The 25,595-nt window shown below is 71.8% G+C and carries 24 protein-coding genes and 2 rRNA genes; 13 read left to right on the forward strand and 13 right to left on the reverse strand.

Annotated features, from left to right (window positions below; translation table 11 throughout):
- Nucleotides 1-126 precede the first annotated feature (126 nt).
- Nucleotides 127-906 carry a phosphate ABC transporter ATP-binding protein PstB gene (pstB, locus tag ACFPP6_RS13730; protein ID WP_382040935.1) on the forward strand — a complete coding sequence of 260 codons (780 nt, stop codon included), beginning with the start codon at nucleotides 127-129 and terminating at the stop codon, nucleotides 904-906.
- A 114-nt stretch (nucleotides 907-1,020) separates the two neighbouring features.
- On the opposite strand, the gene ACFPP6_RS13735 is transcribed toward pstB, so the two are convergent.
- Both ACFPP6_RS13735 and ACFPP6_RS13740 read right to left on the reverse strand, forming a co-directional pair.
- On the reverse strand, nucleotides 1,021-2,019 hold the full coding sequence (locus ACFPP6_RS13735) for an inorganic phosphate transporter (protein WP_179082062.1): 999 nt from the start codon (nucleotides 2,017-2,019) through the stop codon (nucleotides 1,021-1,023).
- A 6-nt stretch (nucleotides 2,020-2,025) separates the two neighbouring features.
- A complete protein-coding gene (locus tag ACFPP6_RS13740; protein ID WP_106674591.1) occupies nucleotides 2,026-2,646 on the reverse strand; it encodes a DUF47 domain-containing protein in 621 nt (206 codons plus the stop codon).
- A gap of 240 nt (nucleotides 2,647-2,886) precedes the next feature.
- On the opposite strand from ACFPP6_RS13740, the gene ACFPP6_RS13745 reads away from it, so the two are divergent.
- A complete protein-coding gene (locus ACFPP6_RS13745; RefSeq protein WP_382040938.1) occupies nucleotides 2,887-3,273 on the forward strand; it encodes a metal-sensitive transcriptional regulator in 387 nt (128 codons plus the stop codon).
- Between the two features lie 130 nt (nucleotides 3,274-3,403).
- Here ACFPP6_RS13745 and ACFPP6_RS13750 read toward each other — a convergent pair whose 3' ends face one another.
- Complete coding sequence (locus ACFPP6_RS13750) at nucleotides 3,404-3,538, reverse strand: hypothetical protein (protein ID WP_336006710.1); 135 nt, start codon at nucleotides 3,536-3,538, stop codon at nucleotides 3,404-3,406.
- Nucleotides 3,539-3,712: 174 nt separating this feature from the next.
- Nucleotides 3,713-4,666, reverse strand: coding sequence for an SCO4651 family lipoprotein (locus ACFPP6_RS13755; RefSeq protein WP_382040941.1), 954 nt, complete (start codon nucleotides 4,664-4,666; stop codon nucleotides 3,713-3,715).
- A 93-nt stretch (nucleotides 4,667-4,759) separates the two neighbouring features.
- Between ACFPP6_RS13755 and ACFPP6_RS13760 the strand changes: the two genes are divergently transcribed.
- Nucleotides 4,760-4,933: a hypothetical protein gene (locus ACFPP6_RS13760; RefSeq protein WP_382040943.1), complete on the forward strand. Its 174-nt coding sequence runs from the start codon at nucleotides 4,760-4,762 to the stop codon at nucleotides 4,931-4,933.
- A 148-nt stretch (nucleotides 4,934-5,081) separates the two neighbouring features.
- Complete coding sequence (locus ACFPP6_RS13765) at nucleotides 5,082-6,746, forward strand: FAD-binding oxidoreductase (RefSeq protein WP_382040946.1); 1,665 nt, start codon at nucleotides 5,082-5,084, stop codon at nucleotides 6,744-6,746.
- A 194-nt stretch (nucleotides 6,747-6,940) separates the two neighbouring features.
- Here ACFPP6_RS13765 and ACFPP6_RS13770 read toward each other — a convergent pair whose 3' ends face one another.
- Together ACFPP6_RS13770 and ACFPP6_RS13775 are read right to left on the reverse strand one after the other, a co-directional pair.
- The gene (locus tag ACFPP6_RS13770) at nucleotides 6,941-7,681 is read right to left on the reverse strand and encodes a phosphatase PAP2 family protein (protein ID WP_382040949.1); all 741 of its coding nucleotides are present in this window, start codon (nucleotides 7,679-7,681) and stop codon (nucleotides 6,941-6,943) included.
- 204 nt (nucleotides 7,682-7,885) lie between these two features.
- Nucleotides 7,886-8,896, reverse strand: coding sequence for a C40 family peptidase (locus tag ACFPP6_RS13775; protein ID WP_382040952.1), 1,011 nt, complete (start codon nucleotides 8,894-8,896; stop codon nucleotides 7,886-7,888).
- A 142-nt stretch (nucleotides 8,897-9,038) separates the two neighbouring features.
- Here ACFPP6_RS13775 and ACFPP6_RS13780 point away from each other — a divergent pair, with 142 nt between their 5' ends.
- On the forward strand, nucleotides 9,039-9,248 hold the full coding sequence (locus tag ACFPP6_RS13780) for a DUF397 domain-containing protein (protein ID WP_168092832.1): 210 nt from the start codon (nucleotides 9,039-9,041) through the stop codon (nucleotides 9,246-9,248).
- A 76-nt stretch (nucleotides 9,249-9,324) separates the two neighbouring features.
- On the opposite strand, the gene ACFPP6_RS13785 is transcribed toward ACFPP6_RS13780, so the two are convergent.
- A complete protein-coding gene (locus ACFPP6_RS13785; protein ID WP_382040955.1) occupies nucleotides 9,325-10,791 on the reverse strand; it encodes a serine/threonine-protein kinase in 1,467 nt (488 codons plus the stop codon).
- 376 nt (nucleotides 10,792-11,167) lie between these two features.
- On the opposite strand from ACFPP6_RS13785, the gene ACFPP6_RS13790 reads away from it, so the two are divergent.
- The 7 genes from ACFPP6_RS13790 (at nucleotide 11,168) to ACFPP6_RS13820 (ending at nucleotide 20,046) form a co-directional block, all read left to right on the forward strand.
- Nucleotides 11,168-11,476: a hypothetical protein gene (locus tag ACFPP6_RS13790; protein ID WP_030367101.1), complete on the forward strand. Its 309-nt coding sequence runs from the start codon at nucleotides 11,168-11,170 to the stop codon at nucleotides 11,474-11,476.
- Between the two features lie 246 nt (nucleotides 11,477-11,722).
- Nucleotides 11,723-12,568: a DUF8175 domain-containg protein gene (locus ACFPP6_RS13795; RefSeq protein ID WP_382041039.1), complete on the forward strand. Its 846-nt coding sequence runs from the start codon at nucleotides 11,723-11,725 to the stop codon at nucleotides 12,566-12,568.
- Nucleotides 12,558-13,895, forward strand: coding sequence for a hypothetical protein (locus ACFPP6_RS13800; RefSeq protein WP_382040958.1), 1,338 nt, complete (start codon nucleotides 12,558-12,560; stop codon nucleotides 13,893-13,895). Before ACFPP6_RS13795 ends, ACFPP6_RS13800 begins: the two co-directional genes overlap by 11 nt.
- Before the next feature lie 2 nt (nucleotides 13,896-13,897).
- A complete protein-coding gene (locus ACFPP6_RS13805; protein ID WP_382041042.1) occupies nucleotides 13,898-15,451 on the forward strand; it encodes an SCO6880 family protein in 1,554 nt (517 codons plus the stop codon).
- A 10-nt stretch (nucleotides 15,452-15,461) separates the two neighbouring features.
- Nucleotides 15,462-16,889: an ATP-binding protein gene (locus ACFPP6_RS13810; protein ID WP_256789769.1), complete on the forward strand. Its 1,428-nt coding sequence runs from the start codon at nucleotides 15,462-15,464 to the stop codon at nucleotides 16,887-16,889.
- A 91-nt stretch (nucleotides 16,890-16,980) separates the two neighbouring features.
- A complete protein-coding gene (locus ACFPP6_RS13815) occupies nucleotides 16,981-18,711 on the forward strand; it encodes a type VI secretion protein (RefSeq protein WP_382040961.1) in 1,731 nt (576 codons plus the stop codon).
- 15 nt (nucleotides 18,712-18,726) lie between these two features.
- Complete coding sequence (locus ACFPP6_RS13820) at nucleotides 18,727-20,046, forward strand: amidohydrolase family protein (RefSeq protein WP_382040963.1); 1,320 nt, start codon at nucleotides 18,727-18,729, stop codon at nucleotides 20,044-20,046.
- Between the two features lie 61 nt (nucleotides 20,047-20,107).
- Here ACFPP6_RS13820 and ACFPP6_RS13825 read toward each other — a convergent pair whose 3' ends face one another.
- From ACFPP6_RS13825 to ACFPP6_RS13840, 4 genes are all read right to left on the reverse strand, one after another.
- Nucleotides 20,108-21,325: a serine hydrolase domain-containing protein gene (locus ACFPP6_RS13825; RefSeq protein ID WP_382040966.1), complete on the reverse strand. Its 1,218-nt coding sequence runs from the start codon at nucleotides 21,323-21,325 to the stop codon at nucleotides 20,108-20,110.
- A 224-nt stretch (nucleotides 21,326-21,549) separates the two neighbouring features.
- Nucleotides 21,550-22,203: a response regulator gene (locus ACFPP6_RS13830; protein ID WP_382040969.1), complete on the reverse strand. Its 654-nt coding sequence runs from the start codon at nucleotides 22,201-22,203 to the stop codon at nucleotides 21,550-21,552.
- Nucleotides 22,200-23,510 carry a sensor histidine kinase gene (locus tag ACFPP6_RS13835; RefSeq protein ID WP_382040971.1) on the reverse strand — a complete coding sequence of 437 codons (1,311 nt, stop codon included), beginning with the start codon at nucleotides 23,508-23,510 and terminating at the stop codon, nucleotides 22,200-22,202. The genes ACFPP6_RS13830 and ACFPP6_RS13835 overlap by 4 nt, the downstream gene beginning before the upstream one ends.
- The gene (locus ACFPP6_RS13840) at nucleotides 23,510-24,073 is read right to left on the reverse strand and encodes a GNAT family N-acetyltransferase (RefSeq protein WP_382040973.1); all 564 of its coding nucleotides are present in this window, start codon (nucleotides 24,071-24,073) and stop codon (nucleotides 23,510-23,512) included. The genes ACFPP6_RS13835 and ACFPP6_RS13840 overlap by 1 nt, the downstream gene beginning before the upstream one ends.
- Nucleotides 24,074-24,148: 75 nt before the next feature.
- On the opposite strand from ACFPP6_RS13840, the gene ACFPP6_RS13845 reads away from it, so the two are divergent.
- Nucleotides 24,149-25,180 carry a hydroxyacid dehydrogenase gene (locus ACFPP6_RS13845; RefSeq protein WP_382040976.1) on the forward strand — a complete coding sequence of 344 codons (1,032 nt, stop codon included), beginning with the start codon at nucleotides 24,149-24,151 and terminating at the stop codon, nucleotides 25,178-25,180.
- A 118-nt stretch (nucleotides 25,181-25,298) separates the two neighbouring features.
- On the opposite strand, the gene rrf is transcribed toward ACFPP6_RS13845, so the two are convergent.
- Both rrf and ACFPP6_RS13855 read right to left on the reverse strand, forming a co-directional pair.
- Nucleotides 25,299-25,415, reverse strand: a 5S ribosomal RNA gene (rrf, locus tag ACFPP6_RS13850).
- A 74-nt stretch (nucleotides 25,416-25,489) separates the two neighbouring features.
- A 23S ribosomal RNA gene (locus ACFPP6_RS13855) occupies nucleotides 25,490-25,595 on the reverse strand; the annotation flags it as partial.

Here is a 25,595-nt window from a genome sequence, read left to right on the forward strand (position 1 = left end):
GGAGGCTGGGGGTCGTCCCCGAGGAACGAGGGGGCGGCACCCGGCCGGAGCGGAAGCGAAACGAAGTCCGACCATTCCATGCAGACCCATCGCTGACAGCGATAGCAGAAAGCAGAAGTGATCCCCATGGCCAAGCGAATCGACGTCAGCGGCCTCTCCGCGTACTACGGCGCCCACAAGGCCATCGACGACATCTCGATGACCGTCGAGCCCCGCTCCGTGACCGCCTTCATCGGCCCCTCGGGCTGCGGCAAGTCCACCTTCCTGCGCACCCTGAACCGCATGCACGAGGTCACCCCCGGCGGCCGGGTCGAGGGCAAGGTGATGCTGGACGACGAGAACCTCTACGGCGCCGGCGTCGACCCGGTCTCCGTGCGCCGCACGGTCGGCATGGTCTTCCAGCGGCCGAACCCCTTCCCGACCATGTCGATCTACGAGAACGTGGCCGCGGGCATCCGGCTCAACGGCGGGCGCATCCGCAAGTCCGAGCTGGACGGCGTGGTGGAGAAGTCCCTCCAGGGCGCGAACCTCTGGAAGGAGGTCAAGGACCGGCTGAACAAGCCGGGAGCGGGCCTCTCCGGCGGTCAGCAGCAGCGGCTGTGCATAGCCCGGGCGATCGCGGTGGAGCCGCAGGTCCTGCTGATGGACGAGCCCTGCTCGGCCCTCGACCCGATCTCGACGCTCGCGATCGAGGATCTGATCGGGGAGCTGAAGGAGCGCTTCACGATCGTGATCGTCACGCACAACATGCAGCAGGCCGCGCGCGTCTCGGACCGCACGGCGTTCTTCAACCTGGCGGGCGTCGGCCAGCCGGGCAAGCTGGTCGAGATCGACGAGACGGCGCGCATCTTCTCCAACCCGTCGGTCCAGGCCACGGAGGACTACATCTCGGGCCGGTTCGGCTAGGCCGCCTCCCCCTGAGCCGCCTTACGGCGCTGCATGGCGGTGCCGCCGCAAGGCGAAGGGCCCGCCCCCTGTTCGTACCAGGGGGCGGGCCCGTCCGCGTTCGTGCGCCTCCGGCTAGCCGAAGGCCAGGTTGACCACCCAGTAGCTGAGCGCGGCGACGGCGGCCGCGGCCGGCATCGTGATGAACCAGCCCAGGATGATGTTCTTGGCGACGCCCCAGCGGACCGCGTTCACCCGCTTGGTCGCACCGACACCCATGATCGCCGAAGTGATCACGTGCGTGGTGGAGATCGGCGCGTGGAACATGAAGGCCGTCGTGAACATGACCGACGCACCGGTGGTCTCGGCCGCGAAGCCCTGCGGCGGGTCCAGCTCGATGATCTTGCGGCCGAGCGTCCGCATGATCCGCCAGCCGCCCGCGTAGGTGCCGAGCGAGAGCATGATCGCGCAGGAGAGCTTGACCCAGACCGGGATGGCGTCACCCTTGGCCTGCACATCGCCGATGACCAGCGCCATCATCACGATGCCCATGGTCTTCTGGGCGTCCTGCAGACCGTGGCCGAGCGCCATGCCGGCCGCCGAGACCGTCTGGGCGATCCGGAAGCCGCGCTTGGCCTTGTGCGGGTTGGCCCGGCGGAACATCCACATGATCGCGACCATCACCAGATAGCCGAGGATCAGGCCGACGAAGGGCGAGATGAACATCGGGATGACGATCTTCTCGACGACGCCCGACCAGATGACGCCGGTGCCGCCCGCGAGCGCCGCGCCCACCATGCCGCCGAAGAGGGCGTGCGAGGAGGACGAGGGCAGGCCGAAGTACCAGGTGATCAGGTTCCAGGCGATCGCGCCGATCAGGGCCGCGAAGAGGATGCCCATCCCCTTGTCGCCGACCGGCGACTCGATCAGGCCCTCGCTGACCGTCTTGGCCACCCCGCTGCCCAGGAAGGCACCGGCGAGGTTCATCACGGCCGCCATCGCGAGGGCCGCGCGCGGGGTCAGCGCCCGCGTGGAGACCGAGGTCGCGATGGCGTTCGCGGAGTCGTGAAAGCCGTTGGTATAGGTGAAGCCGAGCGCGACCCCGATGGTCACGACGAGAGCGAAGGTGTCCACCGGGGGTCAGGACTCCTTGACCGCGATGGTCTCGACCGTATTGGCAACGTGCTCGAACGCGTCCGCCGCCTCTTCCAGCACATCCACGATCTGCTTGAGCTTCAGCACCTCGATGGCGTCGTACTTGCCGTTGAAGAGCTGGGCCAGGAGCTTGCGGTGGATCTGGTCCGCCTGGTTCTCCAGACGGTTCACCTCGATCCAGTACTCCGTGAGATTGGTCATGGTGCGCAGGTTCGGCATGGCCTCGGCGGTCAGCTCCGCGGCCCGCGCGAGGACCTCGATCTGCTGCTCGACGCCCTTGGGGAGCTCCTCGATCTGGTACAGGACGACCAGGTCGACGGCCTCCTCCATGAAGTCCATGATGTCGTCGAGCGAGCCGGCGAGGGCGTAGATGTCCTCGCGGTCGAACGGCGTGATGAACGAAGAGTTCAGCTGGTGGAAGATCGCGTGCGTCGCATCGTCACCCGCGTGCTCCGCTGCGCGCATCCGCTCGGCGATCTCGGCCCGGGCGGACGTATCCGCTCCGAGCAGTTCCATCAGGAGCTTGGAGCCCGTGACGATGTTGTCCGCGGAGGCGGCGAACATGTCGTAGAAGCTCGTCTCCCTGGGGGTCAGACGAAAGCGCACGTGGGATCCTCGGGGTGCAACGGATTCGGTCTCGTTGATGCTAGGCGCATCACCCAGTCACAGCTAACTGGCATTCCCTCAGTGTCGCCCATCGGGCAGAGTGCTCATGAAGCCAGGTACCACCGCAGCGGGCAAAATTCTGTACCCTATACCCGCTGGGGGTATACGAGTGGGGTATACGCAGCAGCACGGGCGAATCCCCGGGCCGCGGGCCCGCCGGACGGCAGGAGGACGGACGCCATGACGACCACGGAAGCCCCCCCGGCCGGCGGCGACGACACACCGGCGACGGGCACGGCCGCGGCCTGCCACGCCGAGGACCCCGCCGGCGGCGAGCATTCCGGCCCGCACGGCTACAGCCATCAGAAGGACCAGCACCTCAAGCGCCTGCGCCGGATCGAGGGCCAGATCCGCGGCCTCCAGCGCATGGTCGAGGAAGACGTCTACTGCATCGACATACTCACCCAGGTGTCGGCCGGCACGAAGGCACTGCAGTCCTTCGCCCTGCAGCTCCTGCAGGAGCACCTGCGGCACTGCGTCGCCCAGGCCGCGGTCAAGGGCGGGGACGAGATCGACGCCAAGGTCGCGGAGGCCAGCGCGGCGATCGCGCGCCTGCTGCGGACCTGAGCGGTTCCGGTGCCCCCGCCGGAGCCCGGCGGAGGCACCGCAGGACCGCACCACAGGACCGCACTGCAGGACTACGCCTCCGTGCCGGACGCCGCGGGACGAGCCGCCGGCGCCGGACGCCCCGGGGCGGTCAGTCCTCGCGCTTGCCCCCTGCGGGAACCACCCGCAAAACCTCGTCGATACGATCGGCGCTCAGCCGATCCTCATCCGCACTGGAAGCGGCGATCATCAAATCACCGTAGAGATCGATCTCGATGAGGGCCACGGGATCCGGCCCACCCGACGAACCGCGTCGCGAAACCACGTGATTCACCTCCTCGGGTCTTTCGCTCGGGTCTGGGTCTTTCGAGGTTTCCTCGCCTAACCAGCGTAGTGATCGGTACACATGGCGCGCATGGCACAGAAGGACCATTTCCATGGCCAACTACGCCCTGCCGCGTCAATTCCGCGGCGATCCGACCTTCCCCGCATAGATATCGGCGGCCTCGGGTAGGTCAACGGCCACATCGGCGCCGAAGTCGTACAACTCGACCGTCGAGACCACCGTCATAGGGGCCGGCGGCGCCGACGGACCCGTGCCCTCCACACTGAAGCGATGGCGCAGCCGGCGCGGCCTGCCCTGCTCGTCCAGATAGGCGTCGAAGGCCACCGTGCCGCTGGAGAAACCTTTGGCCGCCGTGGCGAGCGGCCCCCGGTCGCGCGCCGGGGCGGAGCGCGCCGCCCGGCCCAGGTCGATGGTGCCCCAGTAGTGCCGCACCCGCACCCCGCCGACCCGCTCGTCCCGCATGTACGTCACCTCGCGGGCGCCGCCCAGCAGTTCGGCCGCGGCGAGCGGGTCGGTGGCGCCGCTGGTCAGGAGGTTCCCGTCGGCGAGCGAGGCCGTGGCGAGCCGCACCCACTTGTCGGCCGGGACCCCCGCGCCGCGGTTCTTCATGAAGAGCTCGCCCGGGGCGAAGACCTCCGTGATCGGACGGTGCTCGGCCGCGCCGGCCGCGTCCTCGGGCACCAGCACCGTCAGCCGCCCGGCGGGCCGCGTGAAGTCGTACCCGCCCGTGCCGTGGATGGTCAGCCGCGTGCCGCCGCTGACCGTCTCCATGGAGGTGCGCACCAGCGCCCGGCCCGCCCGGGCCAGCGTCCGCGCGGCGCCGCGCACCGCGGCGCGCGCCTGCCCGGGGTCGGCGCCGTCGCCCGCCTGCCGGGCCTGGCCGCTCAGGCTCTTCAGGCTGTCGTGCAGCTCGGGGGCCTCGCGGGCGGCCGGGTCGTGGAGCGTGCAGCCGGACATCAGGAGGCCGAGGGCGAGGCCGGCCGCCACCGCGCGGCCGACGGCCGCGCCCCTGCTGCGTCCCCGTCTCCCGCGTGCTTCTTCGCCGCTTCTCTCTCTCCGCGCCACCATGCCTTGCCAGCCCCCTGCCACCGACCCGCTGTGGAACCCGTTACTGCCAACGACGGCGTGGGCGCCGCCGTCACGGCCCGGTAGCGTGGTCACGTGTCCGACCGCGCATCCGTGGAGCCGTCCGCGGCCCACCTCACGAGCACCAGCGAGCAGGGGTCCTTCTGCTCGGCCCGCTGTACGTGCGGCTGGCGCGGCCCCGCCCGCCGCGCCCGCTCCCTGGCCCGCGACGACGCCGCGGGCCACGAGGCCGACGCCGCCGCGGCCTGAGCGGCCCGGCCTCCGCGACGTCCGGTCGCCCGTCCGATCCCGCCCCGTCCGATCCCCTCCTGCCCGGGTAGGCGGAACCACCGCTACCCCCGTGCCATCTGTCTGGACGGCGGGGAAAACAGCAGCACATCGGGTGACGGGGGCGGACATGGCCGTTGACGAAAACGGGACGAGTGCGGGCGCACAGGACGCAGGCACGAAGGCGGGCACGGGCGCACGGGCGGGCGGGGCGCGCGGGGTCCTGGGCAGGCGGCGGCTGCTCGCCGCCGGCGCCGGGCTGGCCGCGGCCGGCACCTGGGCGGCCTCCTGCACCGACAGCAGCGGCCAGGAGCGCCCCGGCCGCATGGTCACCTCGGCCCGGGCCGTCCCCGCCGCACCGCGCCCCAACCCGGCCGCGGCCGACTGGGCCGCCCTCGGCAAGGGCCTCTCCGGCGGCCTCGTCCGCCCCGGCGACGCCGACTACGCCGCGGCCCGGCAGCTCTACAACACCCGCTTCGACGACCTGCGCCCGGCCGGGGTCGCCTACGTGGCGAACGTCCAGGACGTCCGCGAGTGCCTGGCCTTCGCCCGCCGCTACAGCACCCTCATATCCATACGCAGCGGCGGTCACAGCTACGCCGGCTGGTCCAGCGGCACCGACCGGCTCGTCGTCGACGTCTCCCGGCTGAAGTCCGTCCGCACCCCGGACTCCCGGTCCGCCGTGATCGGCGCGGGCGCCAAGCTCATCGACGTCCAGACCGGGCTGGCCGGGCAGGGCGTCACCCTCCCCTCCGGCTCCTGCCCGACGGTCGGCGTCTCCGGACTCGCCCTCGGCGGCGGACACGGCGTCACCTCCCGCGCCTACGGCCTGACCTGCGACAGCCTCACCGGCGCCACCCTCGTCACCGCCGACGGCAAGGTCCTCGACGTGGACGCCGAGCGCAACGCCGACCTCTTCTGGGCCCTGCGCGGCGCCGGCAACGGCAACTTCGGCGTGGTCACCGAGCTCCGCTTCCGCACCCGCACGGCGGCCGACGGCGTCACCGGCTACGTCTCCTGGCCCTGGTCGCGGGCCGCCGACGTGATCCGCGCCTGGCAGGAGTGGGGGCCGAGCCGGCCCGACGAGATCTGGTCCTCCTGCGACCTGTCGGCCGCCGCGGGCGGCACCCCGCGCATCTCCGTCTCCGCGTACTCCCTCGGCACCCACGGCGACCTGGAGAACGCCCTCGACCTGCTCGTCAGCAAGGTGGGTGGCACGTCCAACGGCGTCCGGCTGCGCCGCCGCGCCCACCTCGACATGGTGCGCGCCTACGCGGGCTGCTCCGACAAGTCCCAGGCGCAGTGCCACCTCCCGGGCCGCACGCCCGGCCGCGAGGCGGCCGGCACCCTGCAGCGCGAGACGTACGGCGCGCGCTCCGACTTCTACGACCGCTCGCTGAACGCGGCGGGCATACAGGCCCTCACCGGCCAGGTGGAACGTTTCGGCCGAGGGGGTGGCAGCGGCGGCGTCTCGGTCCAGCTGACGGCGCTGGGCGGCGCCGTCAACCGCGTCCAGCCCCTGGCCACGGCCTTCGTCCACCGCCGCGCGCGCTTCCTCGCCCAGTACCTGTCCCACTGGGCCGCGGGCGGCTCCGGCAGCACCCAGACGTCATGGCTGGACGGCACGCACGCCGCGATGCGGCGCCACGCCTCGGGCGCCGCGTACCAGAACTACGCGGACGCGAGCCTGAAGGACTGGCGCAAGGCGTACTACGGCGGCGCGGAGGGCCGCCTGACCAAGCTCAAGCGTCAGTACGACCCGGACCGCCTGTTCGACTTCCCTCAGGCGCTGTGAGCGCCCCCACGGCGCGGGAACGCCCGCCGCGCGAAGGCCCGGCCGGCCCGCGGTGAATCCCGCCGCGACGGCACCCGGCCACGACGGGGAAGCCCGGCGGTGCCGTACGTCCTCCGCCGGCCCGAAAGGGGCCCCAGTCCGGCGGAAGCCGGGCCCCGCACCGCGTGCGTACGCCGTGATCCGCCGGCAAGGCCTTACGCCGCCAGGTCGTTGTCCCGGTGCCGGGGAAGGCCCCGCTCGGAGTCGGCGGTTCCGGCGACCGGGGCCTCCGCCGCCGCGAGGGGCGGCGCGAGCGGTCGGGCCGAGCGGACGAGCCAGGCGGCACGCGTGCGCGCGACCGTGCGCGTGAGCGGGGTCAGCAGCATCATCGCCAGCGGCGCCAGGAGGAGCGCGACGGCCGTGCCCAGGGCGAGGCCGCCGATCACGTCCGTCGGGTAGTGCACGCCCATGTAGACGCGGCAGAAGCCCTCGAGGACGGCCAGGCCGATTCCGATCAGGCCGTACTTGCGGTTGGCGACGAAGAGGGCCACGCCGATCGCCATCGTCAGCGTCGCGTGGTCGCTGACGAAGGAGTAGTCGGTCTTGCCCTTGACCAGCACCTCCAGGCCCGGGTGGTCCAGGAAGGGCCGGGGCCGCTTCACGAAGCCGCGGATCGGGATGTTGACGAGGAGGGCGATGCCGGCGGCGAGCGGCGCCCACAGCAGCGCCGCGACGGCGGCCGGCGCGTCCTGCCGGCGGCGCAGGCTCCACCAGGCGAAGAGCATGAGGACGGCGAGGCCCAGGATGATCCCGTACTCGCCGATGAACTCCATCGTGCGGTCGAGCCAGCCTGGGGCGTCCTTGGCGAGGCCGTTGATGTCGTACAGCGTGCTGGTGTCGGGGTTCGACCCGCCCCTGGCCTCCGTCATGGGGTACCCCATCGCGAGTCCAGCCATGTGCCGTGGCCCCTTATCTGTCGCCTGTCGCTACGTCCAGCTGCCGACCCCCGTGGTCCGTGCGTCGCTGTAGCCCCCGCCCAGTGGCGCTGCTTTCCCACTCCCATGGAACGCCCCACTCCGGCCGGGCGTTCCACTCTTCTCCCAATGATCACCAGGACGTTATGGAAGGGTGACCCATCGTCGCAGTTCGTCCTGGAGCGTTCATGCGGCGTTGGCCGCGGGCAATGCTTTCGCGCCATCCTGGGTGACCCGGGTCGCCCCGATGTAGTCCGGCATGTCGATCTTGTCGAAGCGGATCACGGCCCCCGTGTAAGGGGCGTTGATCATCTGTCCGCCGCCCACGTAGATCCCCACGTGGTGAATGGAGCGCGGGTCCTTCAAGTCGTTGGCGAAGAACACGAGGTCGCCCGGGAGCAACTCGTTCCGCTTGGGGTGCGGGCCCGCGTTCCACTGGTCGTTGGCGACGCGGGGCAGGGTGATGCCCACCGATTCGTACGCCGCCTTGGTCAGGCCCGAGCAGTCGAACCGGCCGTTGTCCTCGGAGGTGCCGTCGCCGCCCCACAGATACGGCGTGCCGAGCTTCTCCTGCGCGTAGTAGATCGCTCCGGCGGCCTGCTGCGAGGGCGCGACCCTGCCGACGGGCCGGGCGAAGCTCTTCTCCAGCGTGCGGATGGAACGGACGTACCCCTGCGTCTCGCGGTAGGGCGGGATCCCGCGGTGCCGGATCACCGCGTACGAACCGGCGTTGTACGACGCGAGCATGTTGTCCGCGAGGTCGCCGGGGACGTCCTTGACGTACTTCGAGAGCTCGCAGTCGTAGACGGCCGCCGACGGGATGGCGTCCTGCGGGTCCCAGATGTCCTTCTTGCCGTCGCGGTTGGCGTCGATGGCGTGGGCGTCCCAGGTGCCCGGGATGAACTGGGCTATCCCGCGCGCGTCCGCCGGGCTCACGGCCTTGGGGTTCCAGCCGCTCTCCGAATAGATCTGCGCCGCCAGGATCGCGGGGTTGAGCGCGGGGCAGAGGTTGCCCCACTTCTGCACCAGGGTCTGGTACTGATCCGGGACGGCGCCCTTGGCCAGCCCCACGGAGCCGCCTCCGCCGCCGCCTCCGAGCAGGTTCGAGGCAGCGGTGTACACGCCGATCACGAGCAGCCCGATGAAACACAGGCACATCGCGATGCCCACACCCATGCCCACCCAGAGCTTCCGCACCCCGCAATCCTCCCCCAACGACCCGACGCGTATCCGCAATTTCTATCGATCCGTCAACGAGCGTGCAGATCCGGCCCGGTCACGGGGGACGCGCTACCGTGAGGGCGTGACGGGAGTGACACGGGAGTGCCGAGGAGGGCCCATGGCGGAGCTCAACTGGATTCCGGTGACCGAGGGCGACGAGACCGAGTACCTGGAGATCGCCTTCGGTGACGACGGCGACGTCCACCTGCGGACGAACACCGAACCCGAGACCGTGGTGACCACCACCGCGGCCAAGTGGGACGCCTTCGTCCTGGGGGTCAGGGCCGGGGAGTTCGACCACTTCGTGGAGGACGCCGCCGGGGAGTGAGGCAGGCCGCCGGCGGGTGACGCCGGCGGTGAGGCCATGCCGGCAGTGAGGCAGCCGCGCTCAGTCGTCGTCCTCGTCAGTCGTCGTCCTCGTCGGCATCGCGGCTGCGGCTGTCGCGGCTGCCGGAGTCCTTGCCGTCCTTGCTGTCCTTGCTGTCCGCGGACTTCTTGCGGTCCTTCTTCGGCTTGCGGGAGCCGGACGGCGACGGCTTGGCCGACGGCGGAACCGCCTCGGCCGGCACGACCTTCGGCGCTTCGGGATTCCCGCCCGGCGCCCGCTCCGCCGACTCCGACGGCTGCGCCTCGGGCCGCTGCGAGCCCGTCCCGCCGCCCGAGCCGCCGAACACGGACGCGCCGATCAAGGCCGCCACCAGGAACGCCACGACGCCCGCCACGGCGCTGAGCAGCACCTTGGGGCTGCGTATGCCGCGCATGCCCTGGGACGCCCGTATGCCCGTGCCCGGGCCCGTGCTCTGGGGCCTCCTGCCGCCACCGGTGCTCCGGCGGTGGCCCGGCGCCGGAGCGGCGGGCGCAGGGGCCGGCACCGGGGACGGGGCCGGGAAGCCGTGGGGCGGGGCGCCGTGCGGCGGGGGCACGGCCGCACCACGCGCCACGGCAGGCCGCACCGAGGGCGGGGGCGGCGCACTCACCGCACCGGGCCCGGCTGCGGGCACGGAGGGCGCCGCTGAGGACGGCACCGGGGACGGCATCGGCGTCCGTACGGGCCGGGGCGGCTCCTCCCACGAGGGCCCGGCGAACCAGTCGGCCACCTCCTGCGCCGACGGCCGGTCCTCCGGCTTCTTGGCGAGCATCCGCAGCAGGTACGCCTCGAAGGCGGGCGGCAGGTCCGCCCGGTGCTGACGGGGCGGCACGGGCGGCGTGTCCACATGGAGGTAGAGCAGCGCGGTGGGGCTGTCCGCCCAGAAGGGCGGCTGGCCCGCCAGCAGCTGGTAGATCACACAGCCCAGGGCGTAGACGTCCGAGGCGGGGCCGGCGACCTTGCCCAGGGCCCGCTCCGGGGCGAGGTAGGTGCTCGTGCCGACGATCTGGCCGACCCGCGTCAACGCGGCGGAGGTCTCGTCCACGAAGCGGGCGATGCCGAAATCGCCGATCTTCAGGGTGTCGTCGGCGTCGAGCATCAGATTGCCGGGCTTGATGTCCCGGTGGACGACGCCCTGGCGGTGCGCCGCGGCCAGGCCGGCCGCGGACTGCGCGGCGATGCGGGCCACGCGGCGCGGCGCGAGCGGGCCGCGCGAGGACAGCTCCTGGGCCAGGCTGGGACCTCTGACCAGCTCCATCACCAGATAGAAGCGCCCGTCCCAGGACCCGAAGTCGTAGACGGCGACGACCTGAGGATGATTCAGGCGCGCGGCGGTCTGCGCCTCCAGCCGGAAGCGGGAGGCGGCGGACTCGTCGCCGTCGTCGCCCAGCAGCAGCTTCACGGCGACCTGACGGCCCAGCACCTCGTCCTGAGCCTGCCAGACTTCGCCCATGCCACCGCGGCCGAGCAGCTCCTCCAGCCGGTAGCGATCGGCAACCAGCACCCGTACCACCCTTGATCTCGATGCCCCCGTAGCGCGCGAGCCGGCCCGACGGCCCCGAGGTGCTGTCGGCACCCGGGCGGCGCTCGGGACAGCGTACCGACCGAACACACAGTCGTCCGAACATCCCCACGCCCCCCCTGCTCCACCGATGATTGCCCGCCGCCGACACCCGTGATACACAGAGTCACCTTAGGAGTACCCACTGACATCGCCTTGCGCCGCAGGTCAGGGGCCTACGGGGAGCATGCGTACGAGTTCCGCCAAGAAATGCCGCCAAGTCGACATGCTGGGGCGGGATCTTCGGCAAAGATAGGTCCTGACCTTTACCCAGCGGTGAGAGCGATGACAACAACCCATTAGGGGCGGTGAGTTACACATGTTTTTGGCGGCCGGCAAGGGCGACATCAACACCATTATTGGCGGAATCGCCCCGAACTGGGGGCCGTTCGGTAGCCTGGGCAACGAGGCTCGCGTGATGATCGAGGTCATCATGGCCGTGGCGATCCTGCTCTGCCTCGCCATCGCGATCTGGGGCGCGGCGAAGCAGCGGATCGGCGCGACCGCCCTGCGCGACACCTTCAGCGCCGAGCAGGGCAAGGGTCTGATCGTCGCCGGACTGACCGGCGTCTTCATCATCGGCTCGCTCGGCACCCTCTTCACCATCGTCTACGGCATGGCCGTCTGAGCACGGGGGCGCACGGGCGTCACGCGCCCGGCACCCCCTTCCCGGCCGGGGCCCGCCCCCTGCCACCTGCCCCCTCGCGCATCGTCCCCGCGCAGACCCTCTCGTCCCCGATTCCCCCCGCACCCGAGGCTGCCACCTGATGCCCCCTCACACCCCTTCGTCCCCCTCCCCCGGGATTCCCCTCCCGCCGCTACCGTCATATGCGGGTGCCACTGCGGCGACGACGTATGAGGGGACGTGCGCGCAATGAGTCTCGGCGAGGACGGTTACGACGACGAGGACCACGGCCTGACCCGCACCCGGCTGCCGGAGGGCGAGGGCGATCCGTACGGCCCGCGCCGGGGCCGCGGCGGGGGCCGCGGCGGCCGCGCGGGGTTCTCCAGCCGGAACATGATCACGGTCGTGGGCGTCGTGGTCCTGCTCATCGCGGCCATCGCCTTCGCCAACAGAGGCGGCGGGTCCGACTCGGACGAGGCGGAGAAGAGCGGGGACAAGGTCAGCGCGGAGGCGACGGCTCCGTCGGGGGTCAAGCCGGTGGGCGGCAAGAACGGGGGGATCGCCTCCGGGTTTGCCCGCACGGAGCAGGGGGCGCAGTCGGCGGCGGCGAACTTCGCGGTGGCGCTCGGGGGGGACGGGATGTTCAAGGAGGAGTCACGGCACGCGATCGTGGATGCGATCCACACGCCCGAGACCGCTCGTGACCTCCAGGGCAAGCTGGACAAGGCCTACACCGCCGACTTCTTCAAGAACCTCGGCCTCAACCCGGACGGCTCCACCCCGAAGGGCCAGACGTTCGTCTCCCGCACGGTCCCCGTCGGCACGAAGACCACCGCCTTCAGTGAATCCGAGGCCGCCGTCGAGGTCTGGTGCACGGGCCTGGTCGGTCTCGCCGGGGAGGGCTCGACCAAGCCGGTCGCCCAGACCTGGTTCACCATCATCCAGAAGCTCCGCTGGACGAACGGCGACTGGAAGCTCGCCTCGTCCGACCAGAAGCAGGGACCCGCGCCGGTCAGCGGCGACATCCGCGCTTCGAGCGCCGACGAGATCACCAACGCGGTCAACGGGTACGGAGGGTTCACTTATGCCAGGTAGCCGTCGCCGCGGCCTCTCCCTGACAGCGGCAGTGGTGTCCGTCCAGGTGGCAGTGACCGCGCTGGCTTCGCGGGCAGCCGCAGACCCCACGCCTCCGCCGTCAACCCCGCCGTCGGCCCCGCCGTCGACCCCGGCCCCCTCGTCGAGCCCCAGCCAGGGCGGCAGCGATCCCTGCGACCTCATCGTGGGCCAGGCCAAGAACATCTGCCAGGGCAAGGACAGCAAGGGTTCGTCCCCGTCCGCCCCCGACCCCCAAACCGCCCTCGACCCCCTCGCCTCCCTCGCGAAGGGCTGTGCCGACGCCGCCTCCTGGATCATCCGGAAGCTGTCCGGCGCCGTCGAGGCCACCGGGAACGTGGACTTCACCAACGCCACCTTCCTGCGGCAGTACGCCGTGGTCTTCGCCGCCTCCACCGTGCTCACGCTCGTCCTCTGGCTGCTGGCCGTGGCCAAGCGTGCCGTGCGCGGCGTGCCCTTCACGGAGGCGTTCACAGAAGCCGTCGGCTTCCTCTGGCTCACCGTGCTGGCGTCGGCGTTCACCCCGCTCATCCTCTACACGCTCGTGTCCGCCACCGACGGCGTCACGGAGGTCATCGCCACCGGCACGAACGCGAACAACGACGCCTTCTTCGGCACGTTCGCGGACGCCCTGAAGAAGGGCGAGGGCATCGGCGGCGGCCCGATCATGCTGATCGTGGTGTCCTTGGTGTCGGTGCTCGCCGCAGGCGTCCTCTGGCTGGAGCTCGTGATCCGCGCCGCCCTGCTCTACGTGGGCGCGCTGCTGGGCACCGCCGTCTACGCGGGGCTCGTCGACAAGAACATGTGGGGCCACGTCCGCCGCTGGGCGGGCATCATGATCGCGGTGATCCTGGTGAAGCCGATCGTCGTGGTCGTGCTGGGCCTGGCCGGAGCCCTGTCCTCCGACAAGGGGCCGAACTCCTTCTCGGCCGTGGTCTCAGGCCTCGCGATCATCATCCTGGCCATCTTCGCCAGTGCGATGATCTACCGCTTCGTGCCCGGCTTCGGCGACGAGATCGTCAGCACCCGCAGCGCGAGCAAGGACGCGGCGTCCCGGCAGGCCGCCGCCGTGATCTCCTCGCCCGCCGCCCTGGTCAAGCAGGGCATCACGACCCACAGCGCCCGCGGCTCGGGCGGCAACGGCCACCAGCCCCGGCCGGCCGACTCCGTGGCGGGCGGCGTCGCCGCCCACAGCACCCGGCCCCCCGCCCGCACCGGCGACAACAGGGGCAACGGAAGCAGCAATTCCGCCGCCCGCGCGCCGCGTGCGCAGAACCGCAGCAATACGCCAGGAGGTGAGCGGAGTTGACGATCCAGGCCCAGTCCCAGCCGGTCGCGGCCCGCCGTACGTATCTGATCGGCCGCGCGCGTCCCAACGCGGTCGTCGGCAAGAACCGGGAGACCGGGGAGATCGCACTGATCATCGCCGGGGCGTTCCTCGGCATGATGTGCGGCCTGCTGGTGCCCGTCCTGCCGCTACGGATCGTCACGCTCACCGGGTTCCCGATGCTGGCGCTGGCCGCCGTGTACGTCCCGTACAAGGGCCGCACGTTCTACAAATGGTTCGAAATCAACCGCTCGTTCAAGCGCACCCTGCGCCGCGGCACCGCCTACCGGTCCGCCGCCATCGAAGCGGGCACGCGCATGGACGGGCGCGAGGTCGAGGTCGGCCCGCCCCCGGGCATCGGGCGGATCAACTGGCTCGCGGCGCCCTTCGGCCCCGACGAGATCGCGGTGCTGCTGCACGCCGACCGGCGCACGGTCACCGCGGCGATCGAGATCGAGGGCCCCGGCGTGGGCCTGCGCGACTCCGAGGACCAGGAGGCGCTGGTCGACCGGTTCGGCACGCTCCTCAAGCACGTGGCCAACGGCGACGGCTACGTGACGCGCATCCAGATGCTCGCCCGCACCCTCCCCGCCGACCCGGACGCCCACGCCAAGGACGTCGAGCGCCGCGGCGACGTCAACTCCCCGAAGTGGCTCAAGGACTCCTACGACCAGCTGCAGTCGATGGTGTCGACCTCCTCCGAGCAGCACCGCGCCTACCTCGTCGCCTGCATGCACTACACCCGTGAGCTGGCCGCCGAGGCCAACGCCATCGCGCGCGCCTCCCGCCACGACGGCGGCAAGCGGCGCCTGGACCGCGACGGCGGCCTCGCGGTGGTCATGGCACGCGAGCTGACGGACATCTGCGCCCGGCTCGCCGAGGCCGACATCCGGGTGCGCCAGCCCCTCGGGCAGAGCCGGCTGTCGTCGCTCGTGCACTCCATGTACGACCCGGACCACCCCATCGACCACATCCAGGCCATGACCCAGCGCAACGCCTGGCCCGCCGAGCTGGACGCCATGGAGCCCACCTACCTCCAGGCCAAGACCCGCGAGTCGTCAACGCGCGCACCCTGGTGTCATTCCACCGCATGGGTGAAGGAGTGGCCCATGACGCCGGTGGGCGTCAACTTCCTGGCGCCCCTGCTCGTCCACACCCCGGACGTGATCCGCACGGTCGCGGTCTGCATGGACCTGGAGCCGACCGACGTCGCCATCGAGCGCATGCTGACGGAGAAGACCAACGACGACGCCGACGCCTCCCGCGCCGCCAAGATGAACCGCGTCGTCGACCCGCGCGACGTCGCCCACCACTCCCGCGTCGACCAGCGCGGCGAGGACCTCGCCAGCGGCGCGGCCGGCGTCAACCTCGTCGGGTACATCACGGTGTCGTCGCGCTCGCCGGAGGCGCTCGCGCGCGACAAGCGGACCATAAGAGCCTCGGCCGGCAAGAGCTACCTGAAGCTGGAGTGGTGCGACCGCGAGCACCACCGGGCCTTCGTCAACACCCTGCCGTTCGCGACCGGCATCCGACGATAGGGGCAGTGCCGTGCTCGACCCGCTCGCCTCACTGACCGACGCGTTCACCAGCTTCCTCTTCGGGAAGGTGGAGACCACGCGGCTGCCCGTACGGACCTCCACCGGCCAGGCGCAGGCCGTCTACCTGCCGACCGCCGCCCCCGGCCTCGGCGACTCCGGCGTGGTCATCGGACGCGAGGTCTACTCCGGCAAGGGCTACATCTACGACCCTTTCCAGCTCTACGGCCAGCAGCTGCCCGCGCCGCACTGGCTCGTCCTCGGCGAGTCCGGCAACGGCAAGTCGGCGCTGGAGAAGACCTACGTCCTGCGCCAGCTGCGCTTCCGCGACCGGCAGGTCGTCGTCCTGGACGCCCAGGGCGAGGACGGCGTCGGCGAGTGGAACCTGATCGCCCAGGAGCTGGGGATAACGCCCGTCCGGCTGGACCCGATGGCGGCCCGCGAAGGCGGCATCCGGCTCAACCCGCTCGACCCGTCGATCACCACGACCGGGCAGCTCGCCCTGCTGCGCACGATCATCGAGGTCGCGATGGGCCGCGGGCTCGACGAGCGCTCCGGCTTCGCCCTCAAGGTCGCCCACGCCCACGTCAACGAGACGATCCTCGACCGGCAGCCGGTGCTGACCGACATCGTGGAGCAGCTGCGGCACCCGGAGGCCGAGTCCGCGGAGACGATGAACGTCGACATAGACGACGTGCGCGCCTGGGGCCTGGACGTCGCCCTGGTGCTGGACCGGCTGGTCGACGGTGACCTGCGGGGCATGTTCGACGGGCCGACGACGGCCGGCATCGACCTCGACGCCCCGCTGATCGTCTTCGACCTCTCCCACATCGACCGCAACTCCATCGCCATGCCCATCCTGATGGCGATCGTGGGCGTCTGGCTGGAGCACACCTGGATCAGGCCCGACCGGAAGAAACGGATCTTCCTGGTCGAGGAGGCCTGGCACATCATCAACTCGCCGTTCGTGGCCCAGCTCTTCCAGCGGCTGCTGAAGTTCGGCCGCCGGCTCGGCCTGTCGTTCGTGGCGGTGGTCCACCACTTGTCCGACGTCGTCGACGGCGCGGCCGCCCGCGAGGCCGCGGCGATCCTGAAGATGGCCTCCACACGCACCATCTACGCCCAGAAGGCCGACGAGGCCCGCGCCACGGGCCGGGTGCTCGGCCTGCCCCGCTGGGCCGTCGAGATCATCCCCACGCTCACCCCGGGCATCGCCGTCTGGGACGTCAACGGCAACGTCCAGGTCGTCAAGCACCTCGTCACCGACGTCGAACGCCCGCTCGTCTACACCGACCGGGCCATGACCGAGGACGGCGACTTCGCGCGCGAGCTCGCGGCGGAGGCCGCGGCCGCCGAGCGCGCGGCAGCGGCCCTGGAGGCGGAGTCGGCGGGCGGGCCGTACGGCTCCTCGTCCGCGTCGTCCGAGTCGACGGTGGCCTGAGGCGAGGGCGGGGGCGAGGTCAGGGGCGGGACGGCAGCGGGAGCGGGAGCAGCAGGGGCGGAAGCGGGAAGCTGGGGCGGGGGCAGGATCCATGAGCGAAAGACGACCGGAACGCGGCATCCCGGACGGGCTGCTGATGGCGGTCATCGGGCTGCTGCTGGGCATGACGCTGCTGGTGTGGGCGACGACGGGCCTGGCAGCCCTCTTCGCCCACGGCTCCTGGCCGGAGGCGGTCACCCTCACCCGTACGCCCCTGGCCCTGCGGCACCTGGTGACACAGCCGCGCGACCTCCCCGCCGCCTGGCCGGACACCCCGGCGGACAGCCTCTCCGGCTACGGCCTCTTCTGGGGCCTCCTGATCGGCGAACTCCTCGTGCTCGTCGTCCTCGGCGTCTTCGTCGTGGGGACGGTCGCGCGGTGGAAGGCGGTACGGGCGCGACGGCGGGCGGACGCCTTGGCCCTGGTGGAGAGTCCTCGTTCGGCGTCGGGCGCGGCGGCCGGTGCGGCCTCGGGCTCGGCGGCCGACCGGGCGGGTGACCGGGCGGCCGGCTCGGCGACTGAGCCGATGGCCGGTTCGGCGATGGAGCAGGCAGCTGGTCCGGCGGCAGCAACGGCACCCGGACCGGCTCCGATTCCGGTTCCCGCCACCGAACCGGGCAGCGGAGTGGAGCGCGCAACGGAGCGCGCAACGAATCACTCAGCGGACCACCCAGCGGATCGCTCAATGGATCGCTCAACGGGCTCCGGCCTCCCCTCCCCCGTTCCCACTCCCGCCCCCTCCCCTGCTCCCGCCGCCGTGCCCGCCCCACGCTCGCCCCGGCCCGCGGGCCCGATCGGCGCACCTGCGGCCGGCTCCCTCGCCTCCGGCCCGCTCACCTCCAGCCCGCTCGTCTCCGGCCCCCTCGCCCCCGGCGTCTTCTACGGCGCCGACCGCGGCGACATCGCCGCACGGGCCGTACTGGAGGCCGCAGGGCCCGTCCTGGTCACCACCGGCGACCCCGGGCTGTGGTCCGGTACGAAGGACGCCCGCGCCAAGCTCGGCCCCGTACACGTCTTCGACCCGAGCCACCTCCTCGACACCCCGGACCGCCTCCGCTGGTCCCCCGTCGCGGGCTGCACGGCCCGGGAGACCGCCGCCGCCCGCGCGGCCGCCCTGCTCGCGCCCGTACGTCCGCTCAGCGCACTCGACTCGGCCACCGCGGACACCGCGGAGACGCTGCTGCGCTGCTGGCTGCACGCCGCCGCCGTGGACGGCCGGCCGTTCCGCCAGGTGCTGCGCTGGGCGCAGGGCACGGCGGCGCACGAGCCCGTGCGGATCCTGCGGACGCACGTCAAGGCGGCGGGCGGCGCGGCAGGCGAGCTGGAGTCGGCGCTGACCGGGCACCCCGAGCGGCGCGAAGTCGCACAGGAGCTGACTGCACGTGCGCTCGGCGCACTGTCGTCCGTCCACGTCCGCGATGCCTGCAATCCAAATCGGGCCGATTCCCTGGCTTGGGAATCATTTGTCACCGAGGGGGGAACCCTGTACGTGGTGGGTGAGGCGATTGAGGATCCCCGCACCCGCCCGGGTGCGATGCCCCTGCTGACCGCACTCGTCTCAAGCGTGGTCGAGCGCGGCCGGGGCATGGCCGGACGGTCATCTGCCGGTCGGCTCGACCCACCACTGACCCTGGTGCTGGATGACGTGGCCGCCGTGGCGCCCGCGCCCGCCCTCCCGGATCTCGTCGCGGAGGGCACGGCCCAGGGTCTGCCCACGTTCGCGCTCATGCGCTCCGAGGAACAGGCCAGGGCCCGGTGGCCGCACCGCGCCCTCGTCGGCTAGCCGGGAGGCGGACGGATGCCGGAGGAACGGGAGGGCGCAGGGGCGTGGGCCCCCGGCAGGCGCCGGTTCCTCGGCGGCGTGGCCGCATTCGGCGGTACGGCCGCATTCGGCAGTGCGCTCGCCCTCGGCGGCACGGAGCAGCAGCAAGCCCGCGCGGAGGCACCGCACGGCGGCCCGGCACGGCCCCTCGCCCTCACTCACGCGACGCTGATCGCAGCCCCCGGCGCCCAGCCGCCCCGCCCCGGCATGACGGTCCTCGTCCGCGACGGCCGCATCGCGGCGGTCGGCCGGACCGCCGATGTCCCGGAGCCCCCGGACGCCCGCGTGGTGGACCTCCGCGGCAAGTACGTCATCCCGGGCCTGATCGCGGTGCACGTGTCCGGCGGCGGCGCCGGAGCGGACGGCCTGTCAGAAGGGTCTGCGGCACAGCTGTCCGGGGTGACGACCGTCGCCGGACCCGGCAGCCCGCCCGTCGACGGCTCGCCCGCCCTGTGGCCGGGATCCGTCGAAGCGCGCGACGGGGCGGCGGCCCGCCGGGCCGTGCGCAGGGCCGCGGCCGGCGGCGCGGCGTTCGTGGGCGTGCACCCGCGGTTGTCGCGGACGGCGTATCACGCCCTGGCCGAGGAAGCCCGTATCCGCCGGATCCCGTACGGAGGTCACTGCCCGGACGCGGTGCCGCTCGCGGAGGCGTCCGATGCCGGGCACCGGATCGTCGAGCACCTCTACGCGCTCCTGCTGGCCACCTCCACCCGGGACGAGGAGATCCGGCACGGCCTCGCACGCATCGACGCCCGCCCCGGCCGGTACCGCGACTGGCTCCGGCAGATCCGGCGCCTGGAGTGGACGGCCGTACGGTCCTACTACCCCGATCGCGCGGACCGCCTCTTCGACCGCCTGGCCGCGAACGCCACCTGGGTCGCCCCGTCCCTCGCCGCACACCGGTCCCTGGAGGACCAGGAAGGGGACCGGGAAGAAGACCGGGGAGAGGACCGGAAAACCGGCACCCCGTACCTCCGGGGGATCCGCGCCCACCGCCTGCACCTGGTCGCGGAGCTGCATCGCCGCGGCGTTCCCGTCCTCGCCGGCAGTACGCACGCGGACGGCCTCCACGAGGAGATGGAGCAGCTGGCCGGGGCGGGCCTCGGCGCCGCGGAGGCGCTCAGGGCAGCCACGGCCGGGCCCGCGCGGGCGCTGGGCCTCGCGGACGAGACCGGCACGGTCGAGCCGGGCAAGGCTGCAGACCTCGTCGTCCTGGACGCGGACCCGCTGCGCGACATCACGGCCGTCCGCAGGATCGCCTCGGTGGTCGTACGAGGCAGGCTGATCACAGAGTGAGCAGTACGGATCCGGTGCCGAGCGGCGATGCGAGGGGAGCGGGCGAAGCCCGCGGCACGGACTAGGCCGAGGGCTCGCCGAGGCCCGCCATGATGATCCGGCCGATGCGCGAGTCCGGAGCCGTCGCGGCGTCCCCCTTCGCGTCGGTGGAGTTCACCGAGTAGACCAGCGACCGCGTCCCGTCCTGCGTGGCCCCGAAGCCGCTGAGGTACCCGTAACGGCTCCCGGACTTGCCCCAGTAGACCGGGCCGTTCTTGACGAGCTGGATGCGCGTGAGGCCGCTGGAGTACGCGGCCGGCCTCGAGCTCCCGTACGCGGGCACCTCGGGCACGGTGAACATCAGCTTCAGCTCCTGCTGCGGCACGACGCGCCCGGCGAAGAGGGCGGCGGTGAAGCGCTCCAGGTCGGCCGTCGTCGTGATGAGGTCGCCGGAGGCCCACGTCTCGGACTGGTCCCACTCGGTCGTGTCGACGAGCCGGGTCCCGCCGCCGGAGGCCTTGATCGCCTCGTAGCCGTGCGTGTGACGGCCCTTGATACGGGGGTCCGCCCCGGGGCTGTAGGTGTCCTTGAGCCCGACGCGGTCGATCACGCGCGCCCGCAGCTCCTGCTCGTACGTCCGGCCCGTGACCTTCTCGATCAGCAGCCCCAGCACGTTGTAGCCGATGTTGGAGTAGTGCTGCCGGGTGCCGGGGGTGAACTCCATGGGCTTGCCGAAGCCCGCTTGGACGAGCGCGCGGTGGTCCCAGGTGGTGTGGCGGCCCTTGTCCCAGCCGGGGCTCTTCGGCGCCTCGCGGGTGTCCCCGCCCGGCAGGCCGCTCGTGTAGTCCAGCAGATGCCGGACCTTGACGTCCGGGTAGTGGGCGGGCAGCAGGCCGGGCAGGTAGTGCTGCACCGTGCCGTCGAGGTCCAGCTTCTTCTCGTGGACGAGCTGGAGGGCGACGGCCGCCGTGAACGTCTTGGTGATGCTGCCCGCGCGGAAGCGCTCGTCGCCCTTGACCGGCCGGTGCGTACGCAGGTCGGCCCGGCCCGCGGCCCCGCTCCAGCGCAGGTCCTCGCCCTTGTAGCGGACCTGCGCGGCGGTGGCGTCGGCGGCCGGCAGTCCGTCGATCGCCTTCCGGAGCGCCGCGGCCTTGGCGAGCGCGGCGGCGTGGGCAGCTGTGGCATTGGTGTCACGGGCGTCACGGGCGTCGCCGGTGGGGCCTGCCGCGGCGGTCCCCGCCGCGGTCACCCCCAGGGCGACGACGGTCGCGGCGAGGACGGCGATCCGGGTACGGCGCACGGTGGTTTCCCCCTGAGGACTGCTGAACCGCTGCAGCCGGGCTGCAGCTGTGGATCTCTACGACGGAGTCCATCCTCGTGAGCGGCGCAGGCCGGCGGATCGCCGGAGCGAGGGGTATTCGGTGCTGTCCGCCTCCGTCGCGCGAGGGAGCGCACGAGGGAAAGGAAGGGGACGGGCAGCGGAAACGGACACGGAAACGGCGGCGGACCGTGCGCGGCGCGCGGTCAGCCGCCCGGAGCGATCAGACCGCTCTCGTACGCGCAGATCACCGCCTGGATCCGGTCCCGCAGCCCGAGCTTCGACAGCACGTTGCTGACGTGGGTCTTCACCGTGTGCTCGCTGACCACCAGTTCCGCCGCGATCTCCGCGTTCGACAGCCCGCGCCCGAGGAGGACCAGCGTCTCGCGCTCACGCGCGGTCAGCGCCCCCAGTTCCGGACCGGCCGTGGCGGCCTGCCCGCGGCTCGTGAAGTCCGCGACCAGGCGGCGGGCCACGGACGGCGCGAGCAAGGAGTCGCCGGCGACGACGACCCGCACCGCGTGCACGAGGTCGTCGCGCCGCACGTCCTTGAGCAGGAACCCGCTGGCCCCCGCGTGCAACGCCTCGTAGACGTAGTCGTCCTGGTCGAAGGTGGTGAGCATGACGGCCCGGCAGCCGGTCTCCGCGCAGATCGTGCGGGCCGCCTCGATGCCGTCCATGCGCGGCATGCGGATGTCGAGGAGGACGACGTCGGGCGCGTGCCGCCGCACGGCCGCCACGGCCTCGGCCCCGTCCCCGGCCTCCGCCACGACCTCGATGTCCGGCTGGGCGGACAGGATCATCGCGAACCCGCTGCGCACCAGCTCCTGGTCGTCCGCCACCACCACACGGATCGTCACGCCACCCCCACCTCCGCAGGCGAGGAGATCACGACGGGCAGTTCCAGGCAAACACGGAAGCCGCGGCCGTCCGGACCGGGCCCGGCCGAGGCGGTCCCGCCGTGCGCGGCGGCCCGCTCCCGGATGCCGATCAGGCCCCTCCCGCTGCCGGCACCACCCGGCTTGAGGACGCCCGTACCGTCGTCCGTCACGGTGACGGCCAGCCGCCACTGCCGATCGCCCTGCTGCCCCTGCCCCTGCCCCTGCCCGTGCCCGTTTCCCTGCTCCTGCCCCTGTCCCTGCTTCCAGGCGAGGCGTACGGACACCGAGCGCGCGTCGGAGTGCTTGAGGACGTTCGTCAGCGCCTCCTGCACCACGCGGTAGACGGTGACCTGCGCGTCGGCGGCGAGCGGCTGCGGCTGCCCTTCCGTCAGCAGGACCACGGACAACCCCGCCCGCCGGACCTCCCCCACCAGGGCGTCGAGACCGTCCAGCGTGGGCTGCGGAGCCAACTCCCCCAGGCCTCTCGGCTCCCCCGGCTCCTCCTTCAGCACGCCGAGCATGCGCCGCAGCTGCACCATCGCGTCCCGCCCGGCCCCGGCGATCGCGTCGAACGCCGCCTCCGCCCGGTCGGGATCCGACCGTACGACCAGAGGCCCGGCCTCCGCCTGCACCACCATCAGGCTGACGGCGTGCGACAGGATGTCGTGCATCTCCCGGGCGATCCGCGCCCGTTCCCGCTCGGCAGCCCGCTCGGCCTCCACGACCCGCGCCCGCTCCAGCTCCGCGGCGCGCGCCTCGACGGCCTCCGTGTACGCCTGCCGGGTACGTGCCAGCACGCCGAGCGCGTACACCATGGAAAAGAGGAAGAAGGCGAAGAGGTACTCGCGGGCCGTGTTGGTCCGCAGGGCCACCGCGACGGCCACGACCGGCAGCCCGATCCCGACCGTCACCCGCCGCTGCCGCACCCCCGCCTGGGCGGCCACCGTGAAGATGGCCACCAGCGGGCTGTACGGCATCGGCTGCCCGGGCCCGTCCATGGGCAGATAGGCGAACCCGGCCACGGTGATCGCCAGCAGGCACGCCAGGGGAGCCCGGCTGCGCCACAGGAGCGGCAGCACGGACAACGTGGTCATCCCGTAGAACGCCCAGGTGGCGGGCGGCACGTCCGCCGAGCGGGGCACGACGAAGGGGATGGTCACGGCGGCCTGGACCACGGCCGCGATCAGGGCGTCCACGGCCCACGGGCTACGGATACGAATACGGGTGCGGGTGCGGGTGCGGAGGCGCGTACGGAGGCGGGAGCGCAGGCCGGTGCAGGACTTCATCAAGCGGCGGGACGAACGAGCGCGAGCTCGTACTCCTTGGCCTCGGGGTTGCCCTGCATGGGGATGGTCGTGCCGGTGGGCTCGAAGCCGGCCTTGCGGTAGACCGCCATGGCACGGGCGTTGTCCTCGTGGACGAAGAGACGTATGCGCTCGACGCGCGGCCGGGGCAGGGTCCAGGACCACTCGACGGCGGCGTCGAAGAGGGCCTGGATGAGGCCGGCCCCGCGCCGCTCGGGCCGGACGAAGACCCCGACGATGTGCGTCTGCGGCACGGACGGAGCCCCGCCGAAGACGGCACCTTCCTCCGCCTCCGGGTCCTCGACGAGGACGGTGACCGTACCGTCCCAGGTACCGTCGGGCGCCTCCGCCACGAACGTGATGACGCGGCACGCCTCGGAACTCGCCCGCGCCCGCTCCTGCCAATAACTGTCGGGCTGTTCGACGGCCTTGTCGTAGGTGTCGAGAAAAGCGATGGGCGCCACGGGGTCCAGGAGGGCCGTCAGCCGCAGTTCCTTGGACTTCTCCCAATCGCCCGCCTGCACAGGCCTGATGATGTGCTCCATCCTTTGATCGTCGCCCCGGACGGACGGCACGAGCAATGTGTTTTCGCTCTCTGACGGACGGGCAGAGGGGTGCGCATGACGGATGAACGGGCGGGTGGGACGGCCGGGGTCGCGGTGGTCATGGGGGCGGACGAACTACCGGTCGTCATGCCGCCCGATCTGCAGAAGTGGCTGGGCGAATTGACGGGACGTGAGGTCCGGGTAATTCCGGTACGCGATGGGCTCGGGCTCCTCTCCTGCCAGGCCGTGCTGGACGGCGTGGACGTCCTCGTCACGGGGTGGGGGTGCCCTCCGCTGACGAAGGCCGTCCTCGACGCTGCACCGCAGCTGAAGGCCGTCATCCACGCGGCGGGCTCAGTAAAGCCACTGGTGACCGAGGCGGTGTGGGAACGGCGGCTCGTCGTCTCCTCGGCGGCGGAGGCCAATGCGGGGCCGGTCGCCGACTTCACCCTGGCGGCCATCGGGCTCGCGGCGAAGGGAGCCTTGCCGGCCGCCGCCGCGTACGCCGACGGCGGCCGCTGGCCGGCCTTCCGCGACCGGCAGGGCGCCGACGGCCGGACCATCGGCGTCCTCGGCGCTTCCCGTATCGGCCGACGGGTGATCGCCGGCCTACGGGCTTCCACGGCCGGTTACCGGGTGCTGCTCTACGACCCCTATGTGACGGACGAGGAAGCCGCAGGGCTGGGTGCGGAGCGGGTGGACCGCCTGGCCGACCTCTGCCGCGCCGTCGGCATCGTGACGGTCCACGCTCCCGGGACACCGGACACGTACCGCTTGCTGGACGCGGAACACCTGGCCCTCATCCCGGACGGCGGCACGGTCATCAACACGGCACGGGGATCGATCGTCGACACCGAGGGCCTGGAACGCGAATGCAGGTCGGGGCGGTTGAGCGCCTGGCTCGACGTCACGGACCCGGAGCCGCTGGAACCGGGGCACGCACTGCTCCGGCTGCCGAATGTGCTGGTGACGCCCCATATCGCCGGCGCTCAGGGAAATGAGGGGAGGCGGCTGGGGACGTACGCGGTGGAGGAGGCCGGGCGGTGGGTGAGGGGTGAGCCGCTGCTGGGGACGGTGGAGAGGGAGATCCTGGACCGCTTGGCGTAAAAGTGGATCCGGTTGAATGCAAGTGAATGCGAGTGGATCCAGGTGAGCCTGCGGTGATTCTGCCCGGAAATACGAAAAAGCCCCGGTGGTAACCCACCAGGGCTTTTTCTCAAAAATTGTTCGGCGGCGTCCTACTCTCCCACACGGTCCCCCATGCAGTACCATCGGCGCTGAAAGGCTTAGCTTCCGGGTTCGGAATGTAACCGGGCGTTTCCCTAACGCTATGACCACCGAAACACTATGAAGTTAACCAACCCGGCAATGACACAGGTCGTTACTTCAGAACCTACACAGTGGACGCGAGCAACTGAGGACAAGCCCTCGGCCTATTAGTACCAGTCAGCTCCAACCGTTACCGGTCTTCCACACCTGGCCTATCAACCCAGTCGTCTACTGGGAGCCTTACCCCATCAAG

The organism is Streptomyces aureoversilis, assembly GCF_042657885.1.
GTDB classification, from domain to species: Bacteria; Actinomycetota; Actinomycetes; order Streptomycetales; family Streptomycetaceae; genus Streptomyces; species Streptomyces aureoversilis.